Genomic DNA, 26,037 nt, shown 5'->3' on the forward strand with positions numbered 1-26,037 from the left:
TTTTCGCCATTTCCTTCGCCTCCACAAGAGTTATTTTATCTCACTCCTGTGTGTTCAACAAACCGGGTACGCCGCACTCTATTTGATTCGATTATATATAGTCAGGCTGTGCGGTGATGATGCTACCAATATAAAGAGAACAAAAAAAGATAACAGCCGTCCTTTTCCTTGAAAAAATAAAGCAGTCCAGCCGCGCTGGGCTGGACTGCCTTTCTATTCGATAGGTGTGCTGTGGGGTGGGGTATGGGGTGGGTACAAGTGTACCTGATATAACCCTAAATCTTAAATACAGCTATCTGTTTTTGAAGGTCTTCCGCTAATTTGGATAACATATGAGTTGAAGAGGCTATCTCTTGCATTGCTGCATTTTGTTCCTCAGAGGAAGCAGCAATGCTTTGGGTCTCAGCAGCCGATTTTTCTGATGTCGATTGGATTTGCTCTACGGTTGCAACTATTTCCTTGCTAGAGAACGATAATTCTTCTACAGCGGCGGAGACATCTTCTATTTGCCGGGCGACCTCATTTACAAGATTGGCTATAGACTGAAAAGCCGTTCCCGATTCTCGAACCACTTGTTTTCCGGCAACTACCTCTTTGGTTCCAATTCGCATTGCGGATACTGCTTTTTCAGTTTCCTGCTGGATTTCGGAAATTAATATTTCAATTTTTTGTGCAGCTTCGCTTGATCCTTCCGCCAATTTACGAACTTCTTCGGCGACTACAGCGAATCCTCGTCCCATTTCTCCCGCTCTAGCCGCTTCAATCGCTGCATTAAGTGCAAGAAGATTCGTTTGGGAGGCGATTCCTGAAATGACCTCAACGATCTGCCCTATAGATTTAGACTTTTCTCCTAATTCGGTAATAGTTTGAGCACTAATATCGACAGCTGTACTAATGGAATCCATTTGCTCAATCGCACGTTCAATGGATTCATTTCCTTGGGTAGCCGATTTATAGGCATTTGAAGATGCTATCTTTACATCACTTGCGTTCTTTGCTACCGATTCTAACCCTTTTGACATGTGTGCTATGACTTCTTTAGCTGAATTTACCCCTTTTACTTGGACGGTCACTCCAATAGCGACCTGTTGAACATTTCCCGTTACTTGTTCTGTAGCTTTAGTTGTTTGTTCAGCGGAAGCGGCAAGTTCTTCTGAAGTTGTAGACAGATGGAAAGCAGCTTGTTGCACCTTATTTAATACAATTCTTGTATTGTGAACTACCTCTGAAAGAGCGCCCGCCAGTTGTCCTAATTCATCTTTAGAAGTTACGTCAATATGAACGCTTAAGTCTCCTGAAGCTAGCACTTTAGACGTTTCTATAAGCCGGAATATACCCGTATTGATTGATTTAACTAACAGGTAACCAACAATAGCACCCAATAAAACTCCAAGACCTAATAAAATAACAGACATTTGTTCGATTTGCTTCTCTATGTTCCGAACCTCAATTACAGATTCCTGGATTAACTTAACTTGTGAATCTGCGTATTTGCTGGTTTCGGCGATAACTTTTGCATTATCAGGTGAAGCTATAGTCGCCATATATGTAAGGGCTGATTGTTGACCTTGGGTTTGATAAAGCTCAATCATTTTTGGAGGATGAGGCTTAAAACTTTTTGCAGATTGGAGCACTGGTTCTAGCAGTTGTTTGTCTACATCTTCTTTTTCTAGAAAAGCGATTTTCTCTTCCGTAAACTTTATAAACGTATTACACTCATCCATAAACTTCTGATTTCCTGTAGCTATGTAGCCTCGAATACCAGCAGCCTGACGAGCAAAACCTGTAGATAAATCTTTAGCAGCTAGAACGATAGGAACTCTTTTCTGCTCCAATTCAAGAATATTTTCTTTAAGAGAATGTAGCTGGTAATAGTTATAACCAACAATTCCAGCCATCAGCGCAATTAATGCAACTAATCCAATCCATATTTTGGTTGCGATTTTCACTTCGTCTACTCCTCCTTACTTAATTTATTGCTCATAGATGATTATACACCTTTGAGTTAGTTGCCACAAAGTATTTGTAGGAATCTACCCCTTCCTACCCCACAAACTCCTTTACTCATCCGAAAAACTCTCATCTATTATGTAAAAGCAAATAGAGTAGGGGGACCTCTCTCATGTCTAACCCTCATTAAACCGTACGTGCCCGACTAAGGCATAGGACTTACTAGGGACGTTCGTTCTTGGCTTTTGGCGTTGTTTTCGGTTGATTTACCGGTAAGGCTCATTACCGTTAAAGACGTCAATAGGACTTTTATTCTAATTCACGTTGTCTGAATACATTGACATTACAAGTTCTATTCGTTCAAATAAATGGATTGAAAACAAATACTAGTTACAACGAATTACATTTGTGCCATAATATTATTGAAAAATATGAAGGGGGAGTTTGCGTTGAAAAAAGTCTTTTCGGTGTTACTCGGAACTGTTCTAGCCGCCACACTGATATCGGGATGCGGCGGAGGGCAACAAACACCATCGAGTACTCAGACTAGCAGCGCCTCTCATCAAGAAGCTCAAGCCCCAAGCACTTCGGATGATCTAAAAACCCTTCTGGCAAAAGCCAAAGATATTAAGACTATCTCCTATACGATGGTTATGACAGGTGATGGAAAAGAGCTTGCTAAATCAAAAATGTGGATGAAGGGACAAAAAGTTAAAATGGAAATGTCCGACGGAGCTATGAAAGGTACTTTTTATGTGGATTCAGCTAAAAAGGTCGCTTATACATACATCCCAGAACAGAACACGGCTATGAAAATGGATATGGCACAGTTTGAAAACAAAAAGAGTAAAACACCATTGGATTATGGTGAGCAGTTAGAAGCCGATGAAACGAAGTATTCAGTCATCGGAGACGAAGATCTTCGTGGTGAACCATGTAAGGTCGTTGAAGCTAAAGATAAGGATGCCGTATCAAAACTTTGGATTAGCAAAAAACTTGGAATGCCGATTCGAGTTGAGTCTAAGAATAATGGCACTCTAAATACAATAGACTTTATTGATTTTGAAACCGCCGACATTCCCGATAGCCAATTCGAGTTACCTGCTGGGGTACAAATCGTGGACATGAACGATTTGATGAAGGGCATGCCTAAAGCTGAAAATTAAATGGTTTTGAACAATACAACAGTATAGATGCCGCAGGTTCGAATCTTGTCGCCCCTACCATGGTTTAATTGGGGGTCTCTAATGCTTGGTAGTGGCCGTACGCCCGAAGTAACGCCTGCCGGGGTTTGGAAAGTTTTAGAGAGCAAGGAAATAGTTAAAGCCAGGATGAGATGTCCTGGCTTTTTTGCTGTGTATGAAAAAACTATTTATTTGTTATCTCGGAAATCGAAATTTGAAGCCGATAGTTTCCATACCGTAAAATATTGTCTAACAGTTCATCGAGAGCCTCTTGCGTCTTTACCCGGGCTTTTAGCCAATAGCACCCTTCTCCACTGATACGATGAGATTCGACAATGGATTCTTGTTGGCGTATAAAGTTTTGAAAAGATTTATGATCATTACTTTTCATAAACACTGTAATCATAGCTAAAATTGGTCGGCCCATTTTTCCTTCGTTAACTTTAACAGTATAGCCTTCTATGATTCCAATGTCTTCTAAACGACGAATGCGGCTAGAAGTTGCCTGCCCAGTCATGTGAACAATTTCTCCAATTTCTTTCCACTGCATTCGGGAGTTTTTCCGTAAGAGTTTAAGTATTTCAAGGTCGGTCTGGTCGAGCATTCAAGTTCAAATCCTTTCATGATGAAATGAAAATGGCTCAATTCCTTTCATCAATCCATCGTATTTTTAAGGTTCGCTGCCTAAAATGAACTGAGAAAACCCAAAAAAAAGCGATGGAGGGATTGTTCTTGAGAATCAAGTTAATCCGTCATGCCACTTCGATTCTACAGTATGGTGGAAAGAAATTTCTAGTAGATCCAATGCTTAGTTCAGCAAGATCAATGGCACCTGTAGATTTTTCTCCAAATACTCAAAAAAATCCTCTCGTAGAACTCCCGGTCACTATCGAAGAATTGCTAGATGTCAATGCAGTTTTGTTAACTCATACGCACAGAGATCACTTTGACGAAGGGGCGGCGAGATTATTGCCTAAGAAAATCCCTATTTTTTGTCAACCAGAGGATGAACGGAAAATAGCAGATTTAGGATTTACTAAAGTATATCCTGTGCAAGAAACGTTTGCATGGGAAGGGTTTGCATGGGAAGGAATAAATATTATCAGAACAGGTGGGCAACATGGTTCCGGGGATTTGGCTAAAAAAATGGGGCCTGTATCGGGATATATATTAGATGCAGCTGGGGAACCAAAAGTATATTTTGCCGGAGATACAATCTGGTGCTCCGAAATCGAAGTTGCTCTGAATAAATATCACCCTAACATTAGCGTTTTATATGGCGGGGCAGCCCAGTTTTTAGAGGGTGGTCCCATAACAATGACATCTGAGGATGTTATTCAAGTATGCCGTAAGATTTCAAATATGAACGTCGTCGTTGTTCATTTAGAAGCCTTTAATCATTGCTTAGAAACGAGAGATGAGATAAAAAGAGCACTGGATATCCGGGGACTGTCCGATAGAGTATGGATTCCAGAAAACGGAGAATTAATAACTTTTTAATGGTCTGATCTTCTGTTGGTTTAGACCGTCTATTGGTCCGACGACGAAGCAACAGTAAAGAGGCCGAGGCTCGAATCCTGTCGCCCCGACCATGGTTTAGCTGCTTTAGCACCAGGTACACTTCTCATCCATAATATGAACGGAAAAGTTTCATCAATGAGGAGGATTCCTTTGTATCAACCTTCAGACCATGGTTACCATGTTTCCCAACTCCCAACACCTTTTGGAACGTTGACTTATACAGTTCAGCCCGGCGATACTTTGGGGAAAATCGCAAGGGATTACGTAACGACGGTTCATAACATATTATTGTTTAATCGTATACCTGATCTAGATTTTATTTACCCTGGCCAAGCGATCGTCATCCCGTTGTCTCCGCCAGAGTCGATACTTTATACCGTTCGTCCCGGTGATTCGCTATATACCATTTCCAATAGATTTGGCACTGGGTTGAATCTCACGATTGCCATCAACTACCTCTTTCCCCCCTACATCATTTACCCTGGACAACAACTGGTTGTTAATCCATCATTGCGTTAGTCCTTCGAAAATAGCCAATTTACTCGTAGTGATAGGAATTTTAATTCCGGGGTTTGATTATCGTTACCACTTGTCTATCGTGCCTGTTTGGCTTGTTATATTTTCGAATTTAATTGTCTTGCTAGGTTATGCTTTAATCTTCTGGGTTTTTAAGGTAAACAGATATGCCTCTGCAACAATTCGAACTGAAGCGGAGCAAACAGTAATATTGTCAGGCCCATACGCTGTAGTTCGCCACCCAATGTATACGGGAGGATTGCTTATCTTATTATTTACCCCCATGGCTTTAGGTTCATATTGGGCACTAATACCTTTTGCTGCGTCGATACCGGTAATTGTGTTACGGGCTCTAAACGAAGAAGACGTGTTGTTAAGGGAATTGCCTGGGTATAGAGAGTATTGTTCTAAAACACGATATAGGTTGCTACCTATGGTCTGGTGATAACATTAAATTTCGTTAATACCGAACAGTCCATTCGAAAAAAGCGTTCGGCCGTGGTGAGGCCGGACGCTTTTGGTTAGGTGAGTGATTATTCGATCAGGCAATGGTAATTTCTTCTTTTCAAAGAAAAAAGCCTTGGTTGCGATAAAACACTACCAAGGGGAGTAAGGTTACTTATACATATATAAAGCCATTAGAATAATAGAAAACAAGACTAAGATCTTTTTTATAATCTCCCTATGACTAGGTTTTTTCATCTTACTTTCTTCGGAGGCACAGGTTGGACATAAAGATTGCCATTCGTATATTTCTCGTTTACATTTTGGGCATACACGGCTTGTTACAATAAATGTTACGTTAGCCAAACTCTTCTCCTCCAGAGTATGATGATTAGGAACGAAAACATTATTGCACTTTTTGAGTTTTAAGTTAAGACATTTTTTTCGCCTTTGAAGTGAAGAAAAGGCTCGAACGGCTTGTTTTTCCTTCATCGATATCTCTTGCTTATGTTATTAACGAGTAAAAAAAGTAAAAAGCTACTTTCCGAAAAATGATTTAATTTGATTTTATAACTAAAAAGGTATTAGTCAAACAGAAGATGTATTTTATGCCAGCCTTCAAATAGACGAAACTCTGTATGTAGATGTTCGGAACGATAGTCTCGAGTACTGCCAAAAGTTCCGTGATTGAATTAATGAAATGGTAATAAGACTGCCGGAAGTGGTAGCTCCCGGCAGTCTTGAACATTACTGAGATTTAGCCACCATTGCGGCGACGGCGACAGCGAACACGAATGATTGCTCTATCCCCTTCATTCAGCGTAATCCTAACAACTTGAACGGCCATATGGGGTCCCTCCTTTCGTGCGAATTCTTTATTACTATACTCTTCTATTCCAAAATTTGTTATTCATCTAAGAATGGCATATCAAGCGAAAAAGCCTTCGGCGGTTATGGGCTGGACGCTTGTTTAATCTAACGACATTGATTTACGGTTTGATGACGATCTTACATCTCTCTATCACTGCGTAATAAAAATCCCGAGAATTGGTAGCACAACAACTAGGATAGCCATTATGGCTGCCCCGAACGATGCAGTACGATTATTCTGCTTCCAACTATATCTCGCATAACTTAGGGTACGTATTACAACAAAAGCTAGGGCAAAAAATATAGCAATTCTCATTCTTTTCCTTCCACAGATTGAATCGGTGAGGTCTTGCTAATCAAACCCGGTCTTCGAATTACAAAGGATACTTCGGTATTCACTTGAGCCTGTATGAATTTTATAAGCCATTCGTATTGCTCCCACTCCTCGATAGTGAGGAAGTGAGGTACGGCTTGATAGCCGAATCGAAAGATATCCGATTTGTAGTCTTGCTGGCATTTTTTATCAATTCATCCATTTGTTGTTTGATATCTCTGGCAATCGCTTGTTCCAAAATCGATTTTAGTTCCAATTCCTCGTAGTTAATCCGGCTTTGAACCCCAATTAAATCCCCTTCTAAGGAAACAACAACATGGATCTCAGGTGTTTCTTGCTGAACATCTACGGTAATTTCCGGTTTGCGAGCCGTACGAACGTCTATACTCAGAACGAAGTTTTTCTGTAACGGATCTTTGAACGTCATAAAGCTTCGAGTAAAGTCCCCACGGATCATCTGTAATAACCGAGTTTCGTCCCCGTTTAATTCCCCTACCATTTTCCCCCCCCTAAAGACAGCCGTTCCAAAAAATTCTCGTTTTTGACCGCCGCTTCGAGGTAATTCTCCGGCTACGTAAGGTTGCCCGTTAGTGTTAGATTTCTTATTATCTACTCCTGATTCGACAAGATTTCGATAAAAATTGGTGTTCGCTAAGGTTGCGATCGGTTGTTCCATGTTTGATTTTGTCGCCGTATAAAAATCAAAGAATTTCACAATCGGAAACAATTCTGTATTTTTGCCTTCCAAGTTTATAACCATATAGGTGGCTTTTATAATTTCACTACCAACAACTATCGTATTTTCTTTGAGAAAATCGTCCACTTTCCCTTTTGTAATTACTAGATTCGGGATTTCTCGAATTTGGGCGATACGGGTCATGCCGGGCAAATACTTTTCAAGTTCTCCACTTTTCGCCAAATCTTCGGATACAGCAATCATTTTTATGTGTTGAAAATTCAACTGCTTTGAAAGAAATGTATTTATCATGTTCATTCCAGCGTAAGGATTTGGTGCATCGACGGTAAAGACAAAGTTTTTTGTTGCCTGTCCTTGTCCACTTTGTCCCATTCCTCCTCCGCCTTGTGTTCCACCAACGTTTTCTACTTGAACAGAAAATCGGAGGTCATCGGTAACGCCTTTATCCAAACCAATGGCGACAGGGTAAGACATATCTTCCACCTCTCTGCGATCATAACAACCGTTTGTCAAGATGGAGAGAATGAGTAACCAGTTCAAGAATGTAAACTTTTTTGAAAACAACATGCAACTACCCCTGCTTCCTCCGAATCCAGGCCAACAAGAGAGCTAACAACGGGGTCCCAAAGTAAATGATCCAACCGTAAGTTCTCAAACCATGAATGTAATTTGAGGTTAATACCATCATATCTCGCGGAAAATCGGCTATTGTAATAAAAATCACGGTCATGGGCAAAACCATTACCCTGTCGTCATGAATACGAAACACTTTACAGTAAATGTTGGAGGCTAGGTACAAATTAACCGTAACTAGAAGCAAAGAACTGATGGCCCAAATTAACATGAAAATGGATTCAAACCGTTGAAAAAAGCGTCCAAACTCAATGCTTCGAGCTACTAATAGCATGGGCACGGTGTTTTCCATAGCCACGAAGTAAGGAGACAGTAAACTCATCGAGACAAAAGCTAAAGCGAGAAGCAATCCAGATATAAGTAAAGAGATAATTCCTGACTTTCTTAAGTGATTGACACCTTGTAATGTAGGGGAGATGAAGGCTAACGCCACGATATCACCATAGGCTGAACTTCGAGAAATGCCCACTAAAATAGTTTTATCTATTCCATAACCGAATATTGGTGTGAGAAATGACGGGCGGTATAGAGGGATTGCTAAAAGAATAATAGCCAATAATCCAACAAGCAGAGGGGCCGCAAAAAGGCTGGTTGTCCGACTAACTGTTTCAAAGCCCAAGTACAATAACGTAGCGACTCCAATACCAAAAAGAGCTAGTAAGAAACCGGGTGGACTCATTGGCAACGCAAATATCTTTAACATATCTACAAATTCTCTTGACACCAGGGCTCCGTTAGCGAAAAAGAGGGATGCCATGATGAGGGAAATTAATCCACCCAAAAAACGTCCACATGTTTTTTCTAAAATAGAAACTAAATCATCTTTGGGAAACCGTTTTGCCAAAATGTAAATCAAGAAAAAAGCAAGTAACGCCGTCCCCGCAGATACAGATGTCATTAGCCAGGCAGATGGGCCCACAGCTTCGAGGGCGTCTCTTGGACTCGTCAGCATCACCTTGGGAACGATCATCATCGCAACCCAACATACCGCTTCGTAAACCCCGATCTTACTTTCTCGGTTTATGGCGTGATCACTCCCTGTAGCCACTAGGCGGACTCCCTTTGACCCAACCTCTAGATAATTTTGGCTGTTTTCTTCTTTTCAACGGGTTTATAGAGTCGGGTCGTAACTCCTGTCTCCAAATGGGATCTCGGATTAAAATATCGGGACTGCTGGTTGTTCGTGGCCACGAAGGGGTTAAATAGGGTACACCAAAACTTTTCATACTGGCAGCCAACCCTGCGACGATAACCATGGCCACTGCGATACCATAAAAACCGGCAACCCCTGAAAAAGCGAGAAAGAAGAATCGAAGAACGCGAAGTCCAAAAGCAAAATTATAGTTTGGGATTGCAAAGTTGCCGAGGCCAGTAACGGCGACAATAATGACCATAATAGGGCTAACGATTTTCGCGGCCACAGCGGCCTGCCCCAAAATCAACGCTCCAATAATACCTAGGGTGGTTCCAATCACACCGGGGACCCGGATGCCCGCCTCGCGAATTAACTCCCATGACAAATCCATTAATAGAATCTCAACGATGGTCGGAAACGGTACTCCTTCCCGGTCACGACTGATGGCAATAATTAAATCGGTGGGGATTACCTCATGATGATAATTCGTTACGGCTAAATAAATCGCAGGAATCAATAACGTGAGAAAATAGGACAAGAACCGGATAAATCGGAGTGGTGTGGCATATATCCACCGTAAATGATAATCTTCAGAAGTCTGGAACATCGATTGGACCGTTACTGGAACAATCATCGAATAGGGTGCACCATCTGTGAGTATGGCTACCCTACCCTCTAAGATATTGAAAGCGGTTCTATCTGGACGTTCCGTCGTGAGTGTTTGCGGAAAAATGGCAAAAGGATGATCTTCAATATATTGTTCGGTAAATCCGTTACCTCCAAGGGCGTCCGTTTTTATGCTCGATAACCGCCGTTTAACCTCTTTAACTACTGCAGGATTTGCAACATTTTTAAGGTACAAGATGGAAACAGATGTATTACTGGTTTCTCCTATCGTCATGTATTCATGAATTAGGTTTTTATTTTTAATTATTCGCCGTATTTGACTAATGTTTGTGTTTACTGATTCTGTAAAACCCTCTAATGAACCTCTGACTGTTGCTTCTGTAGCAGGCTTTTCAATATTTCTTTTTTCATAGCCTCGGGTTTCTATGAGTAAGGCTGAGTTATCCCCGTCTACAAACAGAGCGGTTTGACCGTTTAATACGTTCTGAATAACGTGATTATATTGTTGAGTGAATACGGTCTGGTTGGCCGTCAATGCTCGTTCAGATAGGACTTTAAGACTGATTACTTGGTTATCGTTGACTGTAAGCTGTGTATTCATAAGCGGACGGAGTACGGAAATATTAATTGAATGCCTGTCAACCATGTTGTCGATGTAGACAATAAATGCGTCAATCATTCCGTTAATCGTAAAGGGACGCATGATTATATCTTTGTTTTGCGGTACGTTGAATTCCCTCTTTATTTTTTTCAAATTCACCTGAATGCTAGGGGATATTGTCTCGGAAGCCTTTACAGAATCATTGTTTTGTATTCTCTGCGGGCTTTTAATCGTTTCTCCGAATGTATCCTCTGTTGTCTGTCTTTTATTGCTTCTCGGGTACCATTCGCGAGCTAACTTCTTTTTCTTTTGTTCGAATGGGTCAGATTCCGGCAAAACGAATGTATTCTCACGTGGGGGATGATAAGATAAGAGTTTAATTATGCTCGTCAGGAATGTGGATTTACTTTGAGCCATCGAATCACCCCAAAACCGAATCGCTAACCATTTGCTCTTTATTTTTCCTAATTTTCCCGATTATATGCTGAATATTTCTCTCTTTTAGATTAAGGGGGCCTTTAAACGGATATTAGCTGGCTATCAATCAAAAATGGAGAACCCCGCCAGTTGAGAAACTGACGGGGCCTCCAGCCTGAGACGGTTTTCGTTATTAACTTAACTCGTCTAATCCGATAATAAAGACAAAGATTAATGAGACAAAAAGAAGAAGCGGTAAGTATCTCTTCATGAGTTCCCCCCTACGCTAGTAAGTGTGTTTTACTTTAGGGTGACCGTCGATGCTCTTCTCTGTGTTTATTTTACCTAATTGTAACAGATTAGGTTATGCAAAGAAATTAAAAACTGGCGAGAGCCGCTGGGGTTAACTCCCTAGCGGTCTTTTTTTATCACAACAATCCCCATTTATCCATAAAATGTCATTGTAGATAAAGCCTTATTCAACTGAAGGGAGGCCTTTTTATGGGTTGTGCTCATGGTGGAGGTTTTGGCGGTTTTTCAACTTTAATCGGACTCGTTATCGCCCTTATCGTTATTGGTGCTTTCTATCCTGCGATCATTGGTTGGGGATACCAGCAATAACAGTGTTTTAGGTTAGCTAAAGGAGGTATCTACTATGAGTTCATGTGGTGGTGGCGGAGTGTCCGGTGGTTATATTGGTAATCGTATCGTCGCTTTGGCTATTTTAATTATCATCATCGCAATTCTAGGAACCGGATTTGGTATGGGCTTTGGTGCTTACTAAGCAATAAACATCGAATTATCGCGTGCGGCCGTGTAAACTGCCCACGCTTTTTTTACCATCAGCTATAGTAACGCTTAAGCCCGCTAGAACGTAAAATATAGTGTCAATGGTAAATAAAGGTTAGAAAGAAGGGGTTAGCATGTCAAAAAGACATCATCATAGTCACCACCAGCATCATCATGGATGTTCTTGTTCAACACAGCCGACTACTCGACCAACGCAACCTTGTCCACAACTGCCGGGAACTTTAATTCGAGTATTTATTCCGGCTGGAGCGGTAGTGAACTTATTAAACTTAATAGAGCTTAGTTCTCCGAGTGGTATATGCGTTATTTTAAGACTACCCTTTTTAGGGGGAAACGCCGGTAGTTCTCTGAACAGTATTATTAATTCAATACAACAAGCTGGAGGGACAGTAGAGTTCGTAAATCAATAGTGGGTAGATGAGGTTTGACCTCATTTCGCTATACTGGTAATATATACTTTAGCAAAGCTAGAGTAAGTACCACGACTTGTACTCTTCGATAAATAGAAACCGCTAGACTGTTTATAGTCCAGCGGTTTCTCCTCTTAATCCAAAAGGAATGTTAAGCTAAAACAGATTCTCATTGATTAACCACAAGTGAACGTACGCAATTTCGACCTTCTGCCTTTGCCTGGTACAATGCTTTATCAGCATATTTTAGAAAGTAATCCAAATTTTCTACAGTTACAGAATTGACCCCGGTGATTCCTATACTTGCTGTGAATTTTATATATTCCCCTTCGTGAAATATTTCCGTTTCTGCAATATTTGATAAAATTCGGTGGGATATCATATGACAGTCTTCTAATGATGTTTCCGGGAGAAAGATAATAAATTCTTCTCCACCATAGCGACCTAAAATATCGTTTGAGCGAATTGAATACCGACAGATATCGGCAACGGATTGAAGGACAGCGTCACCTGCTTGATGTCCATAATTATCATTGATACGCTTAAAAAAGTCTAAATCAAGAATAATCATCGAAAGAGGACGACTATAACGCTTGGATTTTTCTAATTCTAGCTTGCTAAGCTCTACAAAACATCTCCTATTATAGACGCCAGTTAGTGCATCTCTTGACGCTAAGTGATTAAGTTCTTCTACCATGTCCATATAATTTGTGATATCAGTTAATGTGACGATATATCCAATACTCCGATCGTCTTCTAATATTTTTACAGTATTGACCTTATAGTTTCCCTTAGGTTCGTTAATATCAAATTGAGACTCGACATTACTAAGAATCGAGTCAACAAGTCCATTATATTCTTTTAGTATCGCTCGTACATCTTTACCTATTATATTATCTTTTAAAACGTGACAAATAGATACCGCCGAAGGATTAAAATCAATGATGGCGTAATTTGTGTCAAGTACAATAATTCCTACACTTGTAGACTCAAAAATCTTATCTCTAGCCAAGGGTTTTATATTTAGAAATTGATATCGCAAAAAGGCTATAAAAAATATCATAACCGAGGAAGTTACTGCAAATGGGCCGTAATCAATATTGAGAGGCGAAATATTCAGTAAGTCCAAAAGGAGTGAAATCCAGGGGAGGAATGAGGCAATAAGCAAGAGCAAGCTCTGCCGAGAAATTGTTCCGCTTGACTTTCGATACATAATAAAATATAGATAGTTTGAGACAATAAAACAGACCGTCACAAACATTGTATGGACCCAATACCATGGACCTTTTTGAATATATAGTACTGGAAAATATTCATTTGTAGTTAGTTGTACGCTAAAATAAAAGAAATGATGTATATCATTAGTATATCGCAACAGGAAAGTTAAGCATGGTATCAGAAATATGCTCATTTTTGTTAGACGACTTAAACGCTTATTGTTATATTCTAAAGTAAATATAATCCAAAATGCGGGTATGAACGGCAAACCAATGTACTGAATGAGGTTCCAAAAGATCATGAGATCCAATGAGTCACTATATAGCTCCATCGCATAACCAAATGAATAAAATGTGATGCTGATGCAAAAGTAGGAGAAATATTTTGAATTACATTCATGTTTTTTATATGCATAGACAGAAATCAAAATAGTACATATAGCGGAAGTTAATAAAACTCCACATAGTATAACTTTAAAGTAATCCATCAAAATTCATGCTCCTGAATATAAGACTATCTTTTAAAATTTAAACTTTGAGTGTCTTTGTCTACCTAACATTATCCAACTTATTGATAGCCCATTCAAGTAATAATTATTCTTCAATAAAAAAAAACCGCCAGACTGTGTATCGTCCGGCGATTTCTTTATTAATGCACGGAATGTTGAGGCATGACGTGAGCCGAAGGTGTGGTCATCAGTAGAGCTGGGTCTAACATTCCGAAGATCATTGCAATGTGGGCGACTACGAGAAAAATGGCGACAAATGTGGCGTGAAGTTTTAGTTTAGCCTCTTCATCTCGTTTTTTACCGATCAGGTTCAAGTCGAGCAGCGCCATACCCATAAGTGGAATGATGCCAGCTAAATAAAACCCTACAGCAATTACGTCTGCTGGACCACGCCACTGCCCACTCGTGGTAAGCGGTATTACAGCGTTGTTCAATAGATATATGAATACACCCAAGAAGTAAATTCCACCGATGATACTTGCGGTTTTATTAATCATACGAAGAGCACTTGATCCCGGACGCTTAAAGAGGATAAATAACTCCGAAATCGCAACGGTTTCAGCAAGGATTACCGGAATTGCCATGAATAATATCAAGTTCCAAGGTTGATTTACCGCCAGCAGCTCCATGTAATGGGTCATTGACATCGTCTTCAACTCCTTTCAATCAGTACAAGGAGCGTAACAAAAACTTGTGAAAAATTTATGAAGCAGGCTGACTTTTTATATGGAGCATAGAAAAATGCACTCTTTCTTCGGTCCAAGATGTTGTTTAGTTTAGTATATTGAGTCCGTACTTACTTGAGCCATAAAAAAACTCTTATAGTGTAGTGCTCTTGATTTATGAAAATATTCCAGTTCAGCGAATCTATAATAGGCCTGCGAATTACTTGCATTAGCCATTTTTTGTCGGGCATAGTGTTCAGAGAGAGCTGCATGTTCTAAAAATCTTTGTCTGTAATACTCCTCACCATAATATTGAACGAAATTGTACGGCATTTGATCGTCCCCCTACACATTCATTTGCAAGCAATATATGCCAGTAACTTGTTTTGTGTTTGAGGGTTATTTGAAGAGAAGACTAAATGTGACACTTGTCTGTATGAAGTTTCAAAAATGATGTAAGATTGTATTAAATCCTTAACGTAACAAGCAGATAAAGGACGTGATTGTGGAATGCGGATCATCGTAGCACCCGATTCGTACAAAGGCAGTCTATCGGCTGTCGCCGTCGCAGCAGCTATGGAGCAAGGAATCCGTTCCGTCTTTCCTACGGCCGAGGTACACAAAGTCCCTATCGCCGATGGTGGTGAGGGAACTGTAGATGCACTGGTGACGGCGACCGGCGGCCGCATAATCAAGCAGCAAGTCACAGGGCCTTTGGGCCAAACCGCCGACGCTTTTTGGGGAATTCTAGGCGATGGTGAAACAGCGGTGATTGAAATGGCCGCCGCATCGGGCCTAACCATAGTTCCTAAGGAGAAGCGGGACCCGCGGATCACGACCACCTTTGGCACCGGCCAATTGATCCGAGCGGCTCTGGACCAGGGAATCCGTAAGTTCATCATCGGTATCGGCGGCAGTGCTACCAATGACGGCGGAGCCGGCATGGCCCAGGCCCTAGGCGTTCACTTTCTCGACGGAAAAGGTGACGAACTCCCTCCTGGGGGAGCCGCCTTGGCCAGCTTAGCAAAGATCGATCTCTCCGGCATCGATCCTCGACTCGTTGAGACATCGATCCGGGTCGCCTGTGATGTGGACAATCCCTTATGCGGGCCAAAAGGCGCCTCTGCCGTTTACGGACCGCAAAAAGGAGCCACTGCCGATATGATTAGTGAATTGGATCAAGCCCTCGCCCATTACGCATCCATCGCTGCCGCGGCCACCGGCAAAGACATCGCCGAGCGCCCCGGCGCAGGTGCCGCTGGGGGATTAGGAGCCGGTTTGATGTTTTTCACAAATGCACTGTTGAAACCAGGCGTGGAAATCGTCTTGGAAACGACTCATTTCGCTGAACTGGTCAAACAAGCGGACCTGGTGTTCACCGGAGAAGGGGCAACTGATTTTCAAACCGCCTTCGGCAAAGCCCCTATCGGTGTCGCCAAGATTGCCGCACAATATAATGTTCCGACGGTCTGCTTGTCCGGGGGGTTGGGAAAAGGGGCTGATGACGTCCTCGATCAGGGAATTTCCGGGCTAATGAGCATCGTCCCCGGACCGATGAGTCTAGACGACTGCGTCCATAGTGCCGAAAAACTGGTCAAAGAGGCGTCGGCCCGGCTGTGCCGCTTCATTCGTGTGGGTCTTCAAATCGGTGAAAGGAACAGTAATCTCACCTAAGTAAGTCGCAAAAATAATGAACAATGCCTTAACCTGCAACAGGCTAAAACAGGGGCTGGCCCAAACATATGCATTGGGGCAGCCCCGTATCTATTTTTCCGCTAGATTGACAGTCGGCTATGATAAAACGATTTTGATATATTCAGTAGATAAAAAGCCCCGCTTCGGACCTCTCGATCCTGGCGGAGCTTCATAATGGACATATTCATAAGGGCAAACTCCAGATATTGAGTATTAGCTAAACTCGATTTAGGCAATCCGAAATCCAGCTGTACTGCCCCGCTCTGTCGCCTTCACTTCGAGCCGCGCATCGATGCGCTCTTTCAACTCCGGCACATGGGATATGATACCGACAAGGCGGCCGCCTTTTTGCAAGTCGATAAGCGCACGCATGGCCAGATCGAGCGATTCTGGATCGAGGGTGCCAAAACCTTCGTCGACAAAAATCGCGTCAAGGTAGATGCCGCCGGAATAGGATTGGACCACATCCGCTAACCCCAGTGCCAGTGAGAGCGCCGCCAAAAAGGTCTCTCCACCGGATAAGGTGGACACATTACGGCATAGGCCTGTATAAGTATCGAAAACTTCCAAGTCCAGGCCGCCAGCGGAACGTTTCGTGGCCCGGTCGAGGGTCCTCTGCAGGTAATAACGTCCCCGGCTCATCAACTTCAACCGTTCGGTCGCCGCGGCGGTGACATCATCCAACAGTGCCCCCAGGACAAAACGCTGAAAAGTGATGCCATACTTGTTTGTGCCGTTGGCTACTTCCGATATCCGACCGAGGACACTGTATTTTTCTTCGGTCGCAGCAAAATCACTCTCCAACTTCTGGAGGTTCTTCAGCCATTCTGTTTCCCGGCTGATTTCATTCTCCCTTTCGATCTCCTGTTTCCGGGACAGTTCGAAAGCTTCTTCGGCAACCTGTAGGTTCTTCATCAGCTCGTCCAAATCGGGCTCAGTCAGCTCTTGGGCGGCTTCTTCAGCCCGTTTGAGCCGGTCCTGAGCAGCTCTCAAGTTTTCACCGAACTCTTTGAGGATCCCCTCGAGCCTATCGATGGCCTCTTTCGGCCGTTTCGCCTGTTCGTAGGCACCCATACCGGTAAAGCCTGCCTCTTGTAAACGCACGGTAAATGTCCGCTCTTCCTCTTGCAGTTGACGATCGACCTGTTCCAATCGGCGGGTGGACTCTTGCAGAGCCGTTTCGCTCTTGGCTAAGGCGGCTTGGGCCGCTTCCACCGCTTTTCTCGCCCTTTCCAGGGCCCCTTCCAGATCCTTTCGCCGGTTTACTGCTTCCATTTGCGCTTTTTGCAGTGCTTTTAGGTCGCGAAGGTCACAGGGAACCATCGCTTCTTTTTCTGCGACGACGGCCGCTGAAGCCCGCCAACGGCTTTCGGCGCCTCGGTATTTCTCTTCTAATAAAGCTGTTTGCTTGCGAAGGGCCGCCTCTTGGCCCTTTAACGTCTCCAGTTCTTTTCCCAGAGCCTCTGCGGCTTCTTTGGCTTTGGCCGATTTGTCCCAAGCCTGTTTGACTTCCTTCGCCCGAGCTCTCAGCCCCTCTAAGTCGAGAGCTGCCTGCTCCCCCAGTTCTTCCTTGAGCGCCGCCACTTGGTTCTCCGTGGCGGCTTTTTTGCGTTCCTTCTCGCGCAACTCGTTGAGCTTATGGTCTCTTCGAGCCTCGAGATCGGAGAAGGACTTTTCTCTATCTTTCAGATCCTGCTGGGACGGGACGAATTCGCTCGTTCTGGCCGGTTCAGGGTGATGGAGAGAACCGCAGACGGGGCAGGGACGGTTTTCAGAGAGGGAAGCCGCCAAGATGGAGGCCTGCCCTTTGTTCCAGGCTTCCCGAAGCTGAGCCAGCTCCTCTTTGGCTTGGGTAGCCTTGTCTTTCAAGAGAAGATACTCTTTCTCCACGTGCCCATGTTCTTGCATCGCCTCGGCCTGGGCTTTGTACGCGGTATCTAGTTCTTTGCGCTTCTTCCCGACCCGTGTCAGTTCGTTATAAGCTGCCTCAAAGGCACTGGCCTTCGCCCCTTCTTGGGTCGCCTGCTTCCACCGATTCGTCTGGGCCTCAATGTAGGCGAGGAGTTCCGTCAAGGATTGATCCTTTTGTTCTTTCTCGGCCTTTACCGCCTTTACTTCTGTGAGGCTTGCCGCCAGGCTTCGGCGGGCACCGTCAAGGGCGTTGACGATCTCCGTAAACCCTTCCAAGCGGGCCACTTCTCGGACGGCTTCCGCCCGCTCCGGCTCCCGTCCCTGTTCGAGCGTATACTTTGTTTCGGCGTCGGTTTTAGATTGGCGAGTAGCCTTTAGTTCCGCCTCTCTACCGAGCCGCTCCTTTTCGACCTCTGCTTTTTCTTTCCGTCGGCCCAGCAGCGACTTTTCCAGATCGCTGAGTCCCAGAGCCTGTCTCGCCCGCTCTAACTCTCGCCCACGGCCCTCCATCTCAGGCACTCTCGCCTGTAAAGCACGAAGATGGCTTTCCGCTTGTCCTTTTTCGATGAGTTTTTCTTTGGTCTGTTTTCCGGCTTCCAAATGGGATTGGGCCTGTTCCCGCCGCTTTCGATGTTGCTGAACGGCTTGCTGAATCTGCCGGAGATTTTCCCCATGTTCTTTCAGCCGTTGGTTTAGTTCTTCCGCCGACTGGGCTTTCGCTTCCTGAAGGACCCATTGCTTGTGCCGCTGGATGTCTTTAATCTCCGACTCCATGGCTTTCGACTTTTCCTTCAGAGCCAGTTCGATTCGCCGGTAGATCTCCGTCTTGAACAAAGCCTCTAGAATTTGTTCGCGCTCTTTGGAATCAGAGGTCAGGAGTTTGCGAAACTGCCCTTGCGGCAACATGACCACTTGGCGAAACTGGCTGCTCTCGAAGCCTAACAAGCTTTCCACCTTAACGGTCACCTTGCTCGTACCGGCGGCGAGGACGACACCTGTTTCGGCATCGTCGCTGCAGTTTGTCCGGTCCCACAAGGTAGCGTCAGAGCGCATCGTCGTCGTTCCACCGCCGGATCGTTTTGGCCGTTCCTGTTCGGGATTGCGGGTGACTCGGTACTGTTGGACCCCGATGGCAAAGTCAAAAGTGACGGATGTAGGCACGGAGATGTCGGCATGATCGCTGCGCATCTGCTTGCCGTCCCGTTCGGCACCGCTCGTATCTCCGTATAGCGCGAAGCAGATGGCATCGAGGATCGTCGTTTTCCCAGCACCGGTGGGACCATGGATCAAAAAGAGTGTATTTCCCTTTAGTTCCGTAAAATCGATCACCTGGGTCCCTGCAAAAGGGCCAAAGGCGTTCATCGTTAGCTTTATAGGTTTCACGGAGCAGCCACCTCCTGCTCCCGCTTTCGCTTTATAAAGGTGTCAACCACCACAACGATAACAGCGTGGGGCCACTTTAGCTGCTTCATCCTTTTGTTTCGCTGTTGCATCAGGAAGCCACCTCCCGTTTCTGCCGGAACAGATCTTCCACAGTATCGCTAAAAACCAGCCCTTGCTCGTCCGTTAAGGTTTCTCCCGTTACCTGTTCAAAAAATGATGAAAAGAGCTCTTTTTCGCTGAGCTTTCGGTGATCGGAAGCGGGACCCCGCAGTTCACCACCGGTCGACAAATGGGGACGTTCGATATGTAGCACGTTGGGGTATACCTCCCGCAGGCGGCCCATGGCGTCGAGGACAGCGCCCGTATCGAGCAGGGAGACGAGCAGATAATCTTCTTTCGATTCGCTCTGCTGGGGACCTCGCAAAACATCGTTGAGTTCTCCTTCGATGCGGCGAACGTCCCGGCGCGGCGTTAATGAATACGATTGAATCTCCGTCTTACCGGTATCGTCCATTTCGACCAAAGTAATGGACTTTTTATGGTTCACTTCGGAAAAAGAATACTTCAGCAGCGAACCGGAATAGCGGATATGGGGTTTACCGATGCTTTGGGGCTGGTGAAGATGACCGAGGGCCACATAATCAAAATGATCAAAATGATTAAAATCGACCATATCTGTTCCACCGATGGACAAGGGCCGTTCCGATTCGCTCTTTTCCCCGCCCGTCAGGTAGGCATGTCCCACGAGGATTTTGCGTTCCCCTGCGGGGATGGTTGCAGTGACCTTCTGGATAATCGCAGCCATCGCCTGGTCGTGATTCGCGATATCGGCCAGTCCCCACTTCTCCCGCACCACCGCCGGTTCGACGAAAGGGACGGGAACGAAGTGAACGGGACCATGCTTGTCCATGATCGTGACAGGCTGAAGGGATGTATCGAAAAGTCCTGTAAGGTGAAGTCCTTGCCGGGCGAGAAGTCGGGAACCAAAGCCGAGGCGCTCCGGGCTATCGTGGTTCCCGGCGATCATGATCACTGGGGTCTTGTAATCCATGAGAATCTGGGACAGGGTCTCGTCGAGCAGTTTCACTGCTTCTGTCGGCGGAACCGACCGGTCATAGACGTCTCCGGCGATGATGATGGCATCCGGTTTGACATCATCGATGAGCCCGATAAACTGTGCCAACAGGTGAGCCTGATCATCGGTTAAGTGGACGCCGTGAAAGATGCGGCCGAGGTGCCAGTCGGACGTATGTAAAAAGCGCATACAGAGGGCCTCCTTTGGTTTCGCTCCTACGAACCGGATTAGTTCGAGCGCTGTTTTCAGTAATAACTGTTTCAACCAATGAACAAAGGAATGTTCATTTCAGAAAAGATGACTAAAGACATCAATTTCTCGAAGACTATTTCTCAAACAGGACAAGTGCTATGTTACGGATCAAAGCATGAAAGTTCTTGTTCCATTTCTGTAAACAATAGAAAAATTCCTTTGAAGGCGTCGAAGAATTAGTCTGCTTTCCAATTATCGTACAAGTCTAATAGATATTGATGACAGGGCTCTAAAGGTGATAAACCTATGGAATCATAATAACGAGGTGAATCCTATGGATATGGATTGTGCCAGTCTGTTCTGGCATAATAAACTTATGCAAAATTCTTCTCAAGCAAAAAAATAGCGTTGCCGGAGATGAACCGTTAGAATGGATTTTTTTCAGTGCATTCCTCTGCAGAGTGCAAAGGAAGTTATAACACAAAACCTCACTGGGGCAGTTGTGCCTCCTGAAACCGTCTTTTTATTGGATGCCTTAGGAAGGGTCGCTGCCGAAGATATCGTGGCTCAGGAAAACCTCCCTCCCTTTAGCCGTTCCACCGTCGATGGCTTTGCCCTGCGCAGCGCCGATACTTTCGGTTCCAGTGAATCGGCGCCGTCGCTTTTTTCTATCGTCGGCGAAGTATCCATGGGGGAGCCGGCCACGATTGAGCTTCTTCCAGGCCAGGCCGTCGCGATTCCAACAGGAGGCATGCTGCCAGCGGGGTCTGATGCCGTGATCATGTTGGAACAGACCATACAGCCTGATGCGCAGACCTTGTTAGCAGTTAAAATGGTTGCACCGGGAGAGAATGTCGTTTCCGCCGGTGAAGATGTTCGTTCTGGAGCGGTTCTGCTAAAAGAGGGACAACGAATCGCCCCCCAACATATCGGTGTGCTCGCAGCCTGCGGCTTTGCCCGTGTCCCTGTGCGAAAACGGGTGAAGGTATCAGTCATATCTACGGGCGATGAATTGGTCGATATCCAGGATATCCCTATGGCGGGGCAAATTCGCGACGTCAACTCCTATGCTTTAGCGGCGATGTTAACAGAATTCGGATGCGACGTTACACCTATGGGGATTGTCAAAGACAGCTATGAACAATTCTTCACCGCTTTAGGACAAGCTGTCGCCACATCGCAACTGGTGATCATCTCTGGGGGAAGCTCCGTCGGAGCCAGAGATTATACGGTCAAGGCGATCGATGCACTAGGCGCCCCGGGGGTTCTGTTTCACGGGATTTCCATCAAACCGGGCAAGCCAACCATCTTCGGCATGATCGGACAGGTGCCTGTTTTTGGGTTACCCGGACACCCGGTAGCCGCGATGACCGTTTGTGAGCAGTTAGTGAAACTAGCTCTAGGGAACCTTTTCGGGCAAAGAGAAGCCTCGGGAACGGTTCGTCTGACTGCGCAGCTTACGCGCAATGTGGCTTCCGCCCCGGGCAGGGATGATTTCATCAATGTACGCCTGCGTAGGCAGCAAGGCACATATAAGGCTATTCCTATTCTCGGGAAGTCAGGGCTGATCCATCTCTTGGCCCAGTCCGACGGAATCATGCACGTCCCCGCCGATAAAAGCGGCCTTTACGACGGCGATCCGGTCGAAGTGCTGCTGATCAAGGACACGGAGTAAAGGAGGGTGACCATGATGCGCAATCAAAAAGCGTACTTAGATTGCCTGCAACGGCCACAAGCTCAAATGCTTTGGCGAGAAGCACTGACCCGTTGCGGTTATTTTGCCGATCTACCTTCGGAGACTGTCATCATCAGCGAATCCCTCGGACGGGTTACGGCTTGCTCCGTGTACGCCAAACAATCGGTGCCCCACTATAACGGTTCCGCCATGGACGGCATCGCCGTCTTTGCCCCCGATACCTTTGGTGCTCAGGAGACCGAACCCATCCGGTTACAGCTCTTGTCCCCAGATACCCCCTTTGCTCCCGGTGGTTGTTATGTTGTCGATACGGGGGACCCTTTGCCTGCCGGGACAAATGCTGTGATCATGGTGGAAGATGTGCATTTCGTAGATGGGTCCGCAGAGATCATCGCTGCCGCCGCGCCCTGGCAGCACGTGCGCATCATCGGCGAAGACATCGTCGCCAATGAGCTCGTCATCGCTGAACATCAACGGATCGCACCGGTCGATATGGCGGCTCTGTTGGCGGCGGGGTTGGAAGAGGTCGACGTGATCCAAAAACCAAAGGTCGCAATTATCCCGACAGGCGATGAGATTGTGGCCACCCGAGCGGAATTAAGGGCGGGCACGATTTTAGATGTCAATTCACCGATGCTGGCTGCAGCTGTCACTGCTTGGGGCGGCGACCCCCATCGACATCCGATTGTACGGGATCGTCGCGAAGCCATCAAGCAAGCCATTTCATCAAGTTTGGAATGCAACGATATGGTCATCGTTAATGCGGGCACATCGGCAGGAAGAGATGATTTTACATCGGATGTATTAGCCGATTTGGGAGAAGTCCTCGTCCATGGCGTGGCGATCAAGCCTGGTAAACCGGTCATTCTGGCCCTATGCAAAGGCAAGCCGGTTATCGGTTTACCCGGATATCCCGTATCGGCGATGCTGACAGCAGAACTGTTTGTCCGCGACATCTTATTGGCTAGGCAAAAATTGCCCCCGGCTGAGACGATAGAGATCGAGGCCACTATGACCAAACAAGTGGCCTCGACGATGGGCGTTGAGGAATATGTCCGCGTCTCCGTCGGTAACGTGCAAGGTAAAATGGTGGCCGCTCTTTTGAGTCGGGGCGCCGGATTGCTTTCTTCGCTGACGAAGGCCCAGGGCATGATCCGGATCGATTCTATCCAATCCGGCCTGGCGGCGGGGTCGACAGTACCCGTGCAGATGCTTCGCAAAAGCCGGCCGGAACAGACCATCTTAGCCGTGGGCAGTCACGATCTGGCCCTCGAGTTGTTAGGCATTTTCCTGCGTCGCCGGTTGGAGCATGTCAGCCTGACCTGTGCCAACGTAGGCAGTATGGGCGGCATCATGGCGATCCGCAACAATGAAGCCCATATAGCCGGTGTGCATATGCTCGATGAACAGACAGGTCGTTATAACGTGAGCTTTGTGAATAAATATTTGCCGAATATGACCGGTTCCTTGGTCCATTTCGCTACTCGTGAGCAAGGATTGATGGTGTTGCCGGGCAACCCCAAAGGAATTCACGATTTAAATGACTTAATGCGGCCGGATGTTTCCTATATAAATCGGCAGCGCGGTTCCGGCACCCGGATGCTGCTCGATTATGAACTACAGAAATCTGGTATTTCTTTCGGTCAAATCGCTGGCTACGAAAAAGAAGTGGGCACTCATATGGCTGTCGCCGCATCGGTAGCGGCCGGTACCACCGATGCCGGTTTAGGTGTTCGAGCCTCTGCCCGGGCTCTGGGGCTAGACTTTATCCCCGTGGCAAAGGAACAGTATGACCTGCTGTTAAATTTCTCACCCGATGATGAACGCTTGCAAGTCATCATCGAGATATTGCAGTCGGAGGAGTTCCGTCGTGAAGTGGAATCGTTGGGTGGTTATGAATTAGGCAACGCCGGAGAGATAGTCTCTCTAGTCGCAGAGGTATAACTCGACGAATCGGTCACCGAATCGAATGATCATGTAGAAACAGATACAAACAAAAAAAGCGGCAGCACAGTGAATCTGATTTTCACTGTCTGTCGCTTTTGCTTATTAGCCAAAAAAGAAACCGCCCTTTTCAGGCGGTTTCTTCTCATTCAAAGTTATTTTGCCAGCAGTTCACTGACCAAGGCTTTGGCTTTGTCTGTACACTTTTTGCACCCTGTGCTGACCTTGGTCACTTCTTGTACGCTATCAAAAGTCTTAGCGCCGTTTTCAATCGCCTTTTGTAGGTCCCCGTAGGTTACCTTTTTACAAAAACAAACAACTTCTTTAGCGTCCATGATCTTATCCCCCTATGTATTAAGGATACTCAAGCATAATGCTTGGTTACGTTAAATTATACCTCATACTGTCAAGAGTTACATGGATTAATTTTTATTTGGAGGACAAAGGCGAAAACTATTAACGACCTGCCAAGCGGTAACTGAATCGACCGCACCGGCATCAAAATTCAGATCGTAAGCGATGTGGTGTTCTCGATCAAGAAAATAATAATGGCGTTCATAATTTACTTCGTGGCTTTGAGCAGCAGCAGGCGGGGTTCTTTTCAACAGGACCCAGTAGAGATCTCGGTCCTCTCCCGGATATTTATTTAACATCTCTGCTACCTCGGAATGGTTAGGGTATAGATTTTCAACAGTATTTACCGGCAGAAAATTCAATGGTTGTAGGCCTCCCACATCTTTCTCGCCTTTTTTAAACGAGAGAACTGGTACAGGGAGATTGTCCTTTATGACGGACCAATCGCCAGGAACAGCGATATCAAAAAAATCTTTACTATGTATCGCTTGTGGTAGGTCTACTTCGAACACATCAAAGTCATCGGCCAGCCACCGCCCGTTCGATGATTTAACTAATGAAACAGCTATTTCGACAGGATATATACCGCCTACCTGCGACGTACGGCTGGTCCCTTTTAGCCGATAGGTTCGACGTTGATCCTTTGGCTTTTCGATCTTTTCGACGTGCAATGTATATAGCCAGGGAGAAGAAACGTCAAATTGTTCTAGTTTGCTTTTTGCCTTTTTGCCGTTTTCGGTTAAATATTTATCGAGGGTAAAGGCAGGGAGATTCGCATCGGAAGGCCGCTCAAGTGCTCCCGTATCCCGAGTTAGGAGGCATGTCACAACTCTGGCTAGCGTGCCTTCAGGGGCTCTCTCATCACTTCGGTTTTGTAAAGAAATCCAATCTCTTAAATTAAACCAAGATGGATCGAGAGTTGCCTGAACTTCAGGAGCTTCTTCTCGGGGTAAATAGCTTTCGAACTGCTCTGCCTTAGAAATGGACGATTCTTGTTGAGAAGCGGGTATGGCTGCGGCCGAAGCACAGGTGCTCCCCAAAAGCGATAGAGCTATCGTCGTTACAATCGTTCGTTTGAACATAAACATCCTCCTCTGTCGATCGTTCTTATTATTACGACGAATCGAGGCAGATAAATGTTTCAGCAACACAATATCCTTAATTCTAAAATCATCGTCAAACAAACCATAAGTTAACCATTACATCATTAACAATGTTTTGAAATGTACATTAAATTATAAATAGCC

Annotated in this window: 18 protein-coding genes and 1 pseudogene; 8 read left to right on the forward strand and 11 right to left on the reverse strand. The window is 45.3% G+C overall.

The window, feature by feature from the left end; genetic code table 11:
- Positions 1 to 275 precede the first annotated feature (275 nt).
- The gene (locus GJ688_RS04180; RefSeq protein ID WP_155475301.1) at positions 276 to 1,949 is read right to left on the reverse strand and encodes a methyl-accepting chemotaxis protein; all 1,674 of its coding nucleotides are present in this window, start codon (positions 1,947 to 1,949) and stop codon (positions 276 to 278) included.
- A 450-nt stretch (positions 1,950 to 2,399) separates the two neighbouring features.
- On the opposite strand from GJ688_RS04180, the gene GJ688_RS04185 reads away from it, so the two are divergent.
- Complete coding sequence (locus GJ688_RS04185; protein WP_170291654.1) at positions 2,400 to 3,116, forward strand: LolA family protein; 717 nt, start codon at positions 2,400 to 2,402, stop codon at positions 3,114 to 3,116.
- Positions 3,117 to 3,318: 202 nt separating this feature from the next.
- Here the strand turns inward: GJ688_RS04185 and GJ688_RS04190 are convergent, their stop codons facing one another.
- Positions 3,319 to 3,738 carry an Lrp/AsnC family transcriptional regulator gene (locus GJ688_RS04190; RefSeq protein ID WP_155475303.1) on the reverse strand — a complete coding sequence of 140 codons (420 nt, stop codon included), beginning with the start codon at positions 3,736 to 3,738 and terminating at the stop codon, positions 3,319 to 3,321.
- A gap of 128 nt (positions 3,739 to 3,866) precedes the next feature.
- On the opposite strand from GJ688_RS04190, the gene GJ688_RS04195 reads away from it, so the two are divergent.
- The 3 genes from GJ688_RS04195 (at position 3,867) to GJ688_RS20520 (ending at position 5,616) form a co-directional block, all read left to right on the forward strand.
- Positions 3,867 to 4,634 (forward strand): MBL fold metallo-hydrolase, encoded by a 768-nt coding sequence (locus GJ688_RS04195; protein ID WP_155475304.1) that lies wholly within the window; start codon positions 3,867 to 3,869, stop codon positions 4,632 to 4,634.
- Positions 4,635 to 4,805: 171 nt separating this feature from the next.
- Complete coding sequence (locus tag GJ688_RS04200) at positions 4,806 to 5,174, forward strand: LysM peptidoglycan-binding domain-containing protein (RefSeq protein ID WP_170291655.1); 369 nt, start codon at positions 4,806 to 4,808, stop codon at positions 5,172 to 5,174.
- 79 nt (positions 5,175 to 5,253) lie between these two features.
- Positions 5,254 to 5,616 carry a methyltransferase family protein gene (locus GJ688_RS20520; protein WP_328597316.1) on the forward strand — a complete coding sequence of 121 codons (363 nt, stop codon included), beginning with the start codon at positions 5,254 to 5,256 and terminating at the stop codon, positions 5,614 to 5,616.
- 1,181 nt (positions 5,617 to 6,797) lie between these two features.
- Here GJ688_RS20520 and GJ688_RS04210 read toward each other — a convergent pair.
- The 3 genes and pseudogenes from GJ688_RS04210 to GJ688_RS04220 form a co-directional block, all read right to left on the reverse strand.
- Positions 6,798 to 8,083: pseudogene (locus GJ688_RS04210) on the reverse strand (Ger(x)C family spore germination protein).
- A gap of 4 nt (positions 8,084 to 8,087) precedes the next feature.
- Complete coding sequence (locus tag GJ688_RS04215) at positions 8,088 to 9,197, reverse strand: GerAB/ArcD/ProY family transporter (protein WP_155475308.1); 1,110 nt, start codon at positions 9,195 to 9,197, stop codon at positions 8,088 to 8,090.
- Complete coding sequence (locus GJ688_RS04220) at positions 9,181 to 10,929, reverse strand: spore germination protein (protein WP_155475309.1); 1,749 nt, start codon at positions 10,927 to 10,929, stop codon at positions 9,181 to 9,183. Before GJ688_RS04220 ends, GJ688_RS04215 begins: the two co-directional genes overlap by 17 nt.
- A gap of 655 nt (positions 10,930 to 11,584) precedes the next feature.
- Here GJ688_RS04220 and GJ688_RS20925 point away from each other — a divergent pair.
- Positions 11,585 to 11,713, forward strand: a complete 129-nt coding sequence (locus tag GJ688_RS20925; protein WP_268892026.1) for a hypothetical protein — start codon at positions 11,585 to 11,587, stop codon at positions 11,711 to 11,713.
- Positions 11,714 to 12,318: 605 nt separating this feature from the next.
- Here the strand turns inward: GJ688_RS20925 and GJ688_RS04225 are convergent.
- Together GJ688_RS04225 and GJ688_RS04230 are read right to left on the reverse strand one after the other, a co-directional pair.
- A complete protein-coding gene (locus tag GJ688_RS04225) occupies positions 12,319 to 13,854 on the reverse strand; it encodes a histidine kinase N-terminal 7TM domain-containing diguanylate cyclase (protein WP_155475310.1) in 1,536 nt (511 codons plus the stop codon).
- Positions 13,855 to 14,015: 161 nt separating this feature from the next.
- A complete protein-coding gene (locus GJ688_RS04230; RefSeq protein WP_155475311.1) occupies positions 14,016 to 14,522 on the reverse strand; it encodes a DUF6803 family protein in 507 nt (168 codons plus the stop codon).
- Positions 14,523 to 15,050: 528 nt separating this feature from the next.
- Between GJ688_RS04230 and GJ688_RS04235 the strand changes: the two genes are divergently transcribed.
- Positions 15,051 to 16,214: a glycerate kinase gene (locus GJ688_RS04235; RefSeq protein ID WP_155475312.1), complete on the forward strand. Its 1,164-nt coding sequence runs from the start codon at positions 15,051 to 15,053 to the stop codon at positions 16,212 to 16,214.
- 249 nt (positions 16,215 to 16,463) lie between these two features.
- On the opposite strand, the gene GJ688_RS04240 is transcribed toward GJ688_RS04235, so the two are convergent.
- Complete coding sequence (locus tag GJ688_RS04240) at positions 16,464 to 19,529, reverse strand: AAA family ATPase (RefSeq protein ID WP_155475313.1); 3,066 nt, start codon at positions 19,527 to 19,529, stop codon at positions 16,464 to 16,466.
- 109 nt (positions 19,530 to 19,638) lie between these two features.
- Positions 19,639 to 20,793, reverse strand: a complete 1,155-nt coding sequence (locus tag GJ688_RS04245; RefSeq protein WP_155475314.1) for an exonuclease SbcCD subunit D — start codon at positions 20,791 to 20,793, stop codon at positions 19,639 to 19,641.
- 433 nt (positions 20,794 to 21,226) lie between these two features.
- Between GJ688_RS04245 and GJ688_RS04250 the strand changes: the two genes are divergently transcribed.
- Positions 21,227 to 22,471, forward strand: a complete 1,245-nt coding sequence (locus GJ688_RS04250) for a molybdopterin molybdotransferase MoeA (protein ID WP_155475315.1) — start codon at positions 21,227 to 21,229, stop codon at positions 22,469 to 22,471.
- A 12-nt stretch (positions 22,472 to 22,483) separates the two neighbouring features.
- Entirely contained in the window at positions 22,484 to 24,436 is a 1,953-nt protein-coding gene (locus tag GJ688_RS04255; protein ID WP_235910781.1) for a molybdopterin biosynthesis protein, read from the forward strand.
- Positions 24,437 to 24,591: 155 nt separating this feature from the next.
- On the opposite strand, the gene GJ688_RS04260 is transcribed toward GJ688_RS04255, so the two are convergent.
- Together GJ688_RS04260 and GJ688_RS04265 are read right to left on the reverse strand one after the other, a co-directional pair.
- Positions 24,592 to 24,771 (reverse strand): (2Fe-2S)-binding protein, encoded by a 180-nt coding sequence (locus tag GJ688_RS04260; RefSeq protein WP_155475316.1) that lies wholly within the window; start codon positions 24,769 to 24,771, stop codon positions 24,592 to 24,594.
- An 87-nt stretch (positions 24,772 to 24,858) separates the two neighbouring features.
- Positions 24,859 to 25,974, reverse strand: coding sequence for a hypothetical protein (locus GJ688_RS04265; RefSeq protein ID WP_155475317.1), 1,116 nt, complete (start codon positions 25,972 to 25,974; stop codon positions 24,859 to 24,861).
- Positions 25,975 to 26,037 lie beyond the last annotated feature (63 nt).

The organism is Heliobacterium mobile, assembly GCF_009720735.1.
Lineage (GTDB): Bacteria > Bacillota > Desulfitobacteriia > Heliobacteriales > Heliobacteriaceae > Heliobacterium > Heliobacterium mobile.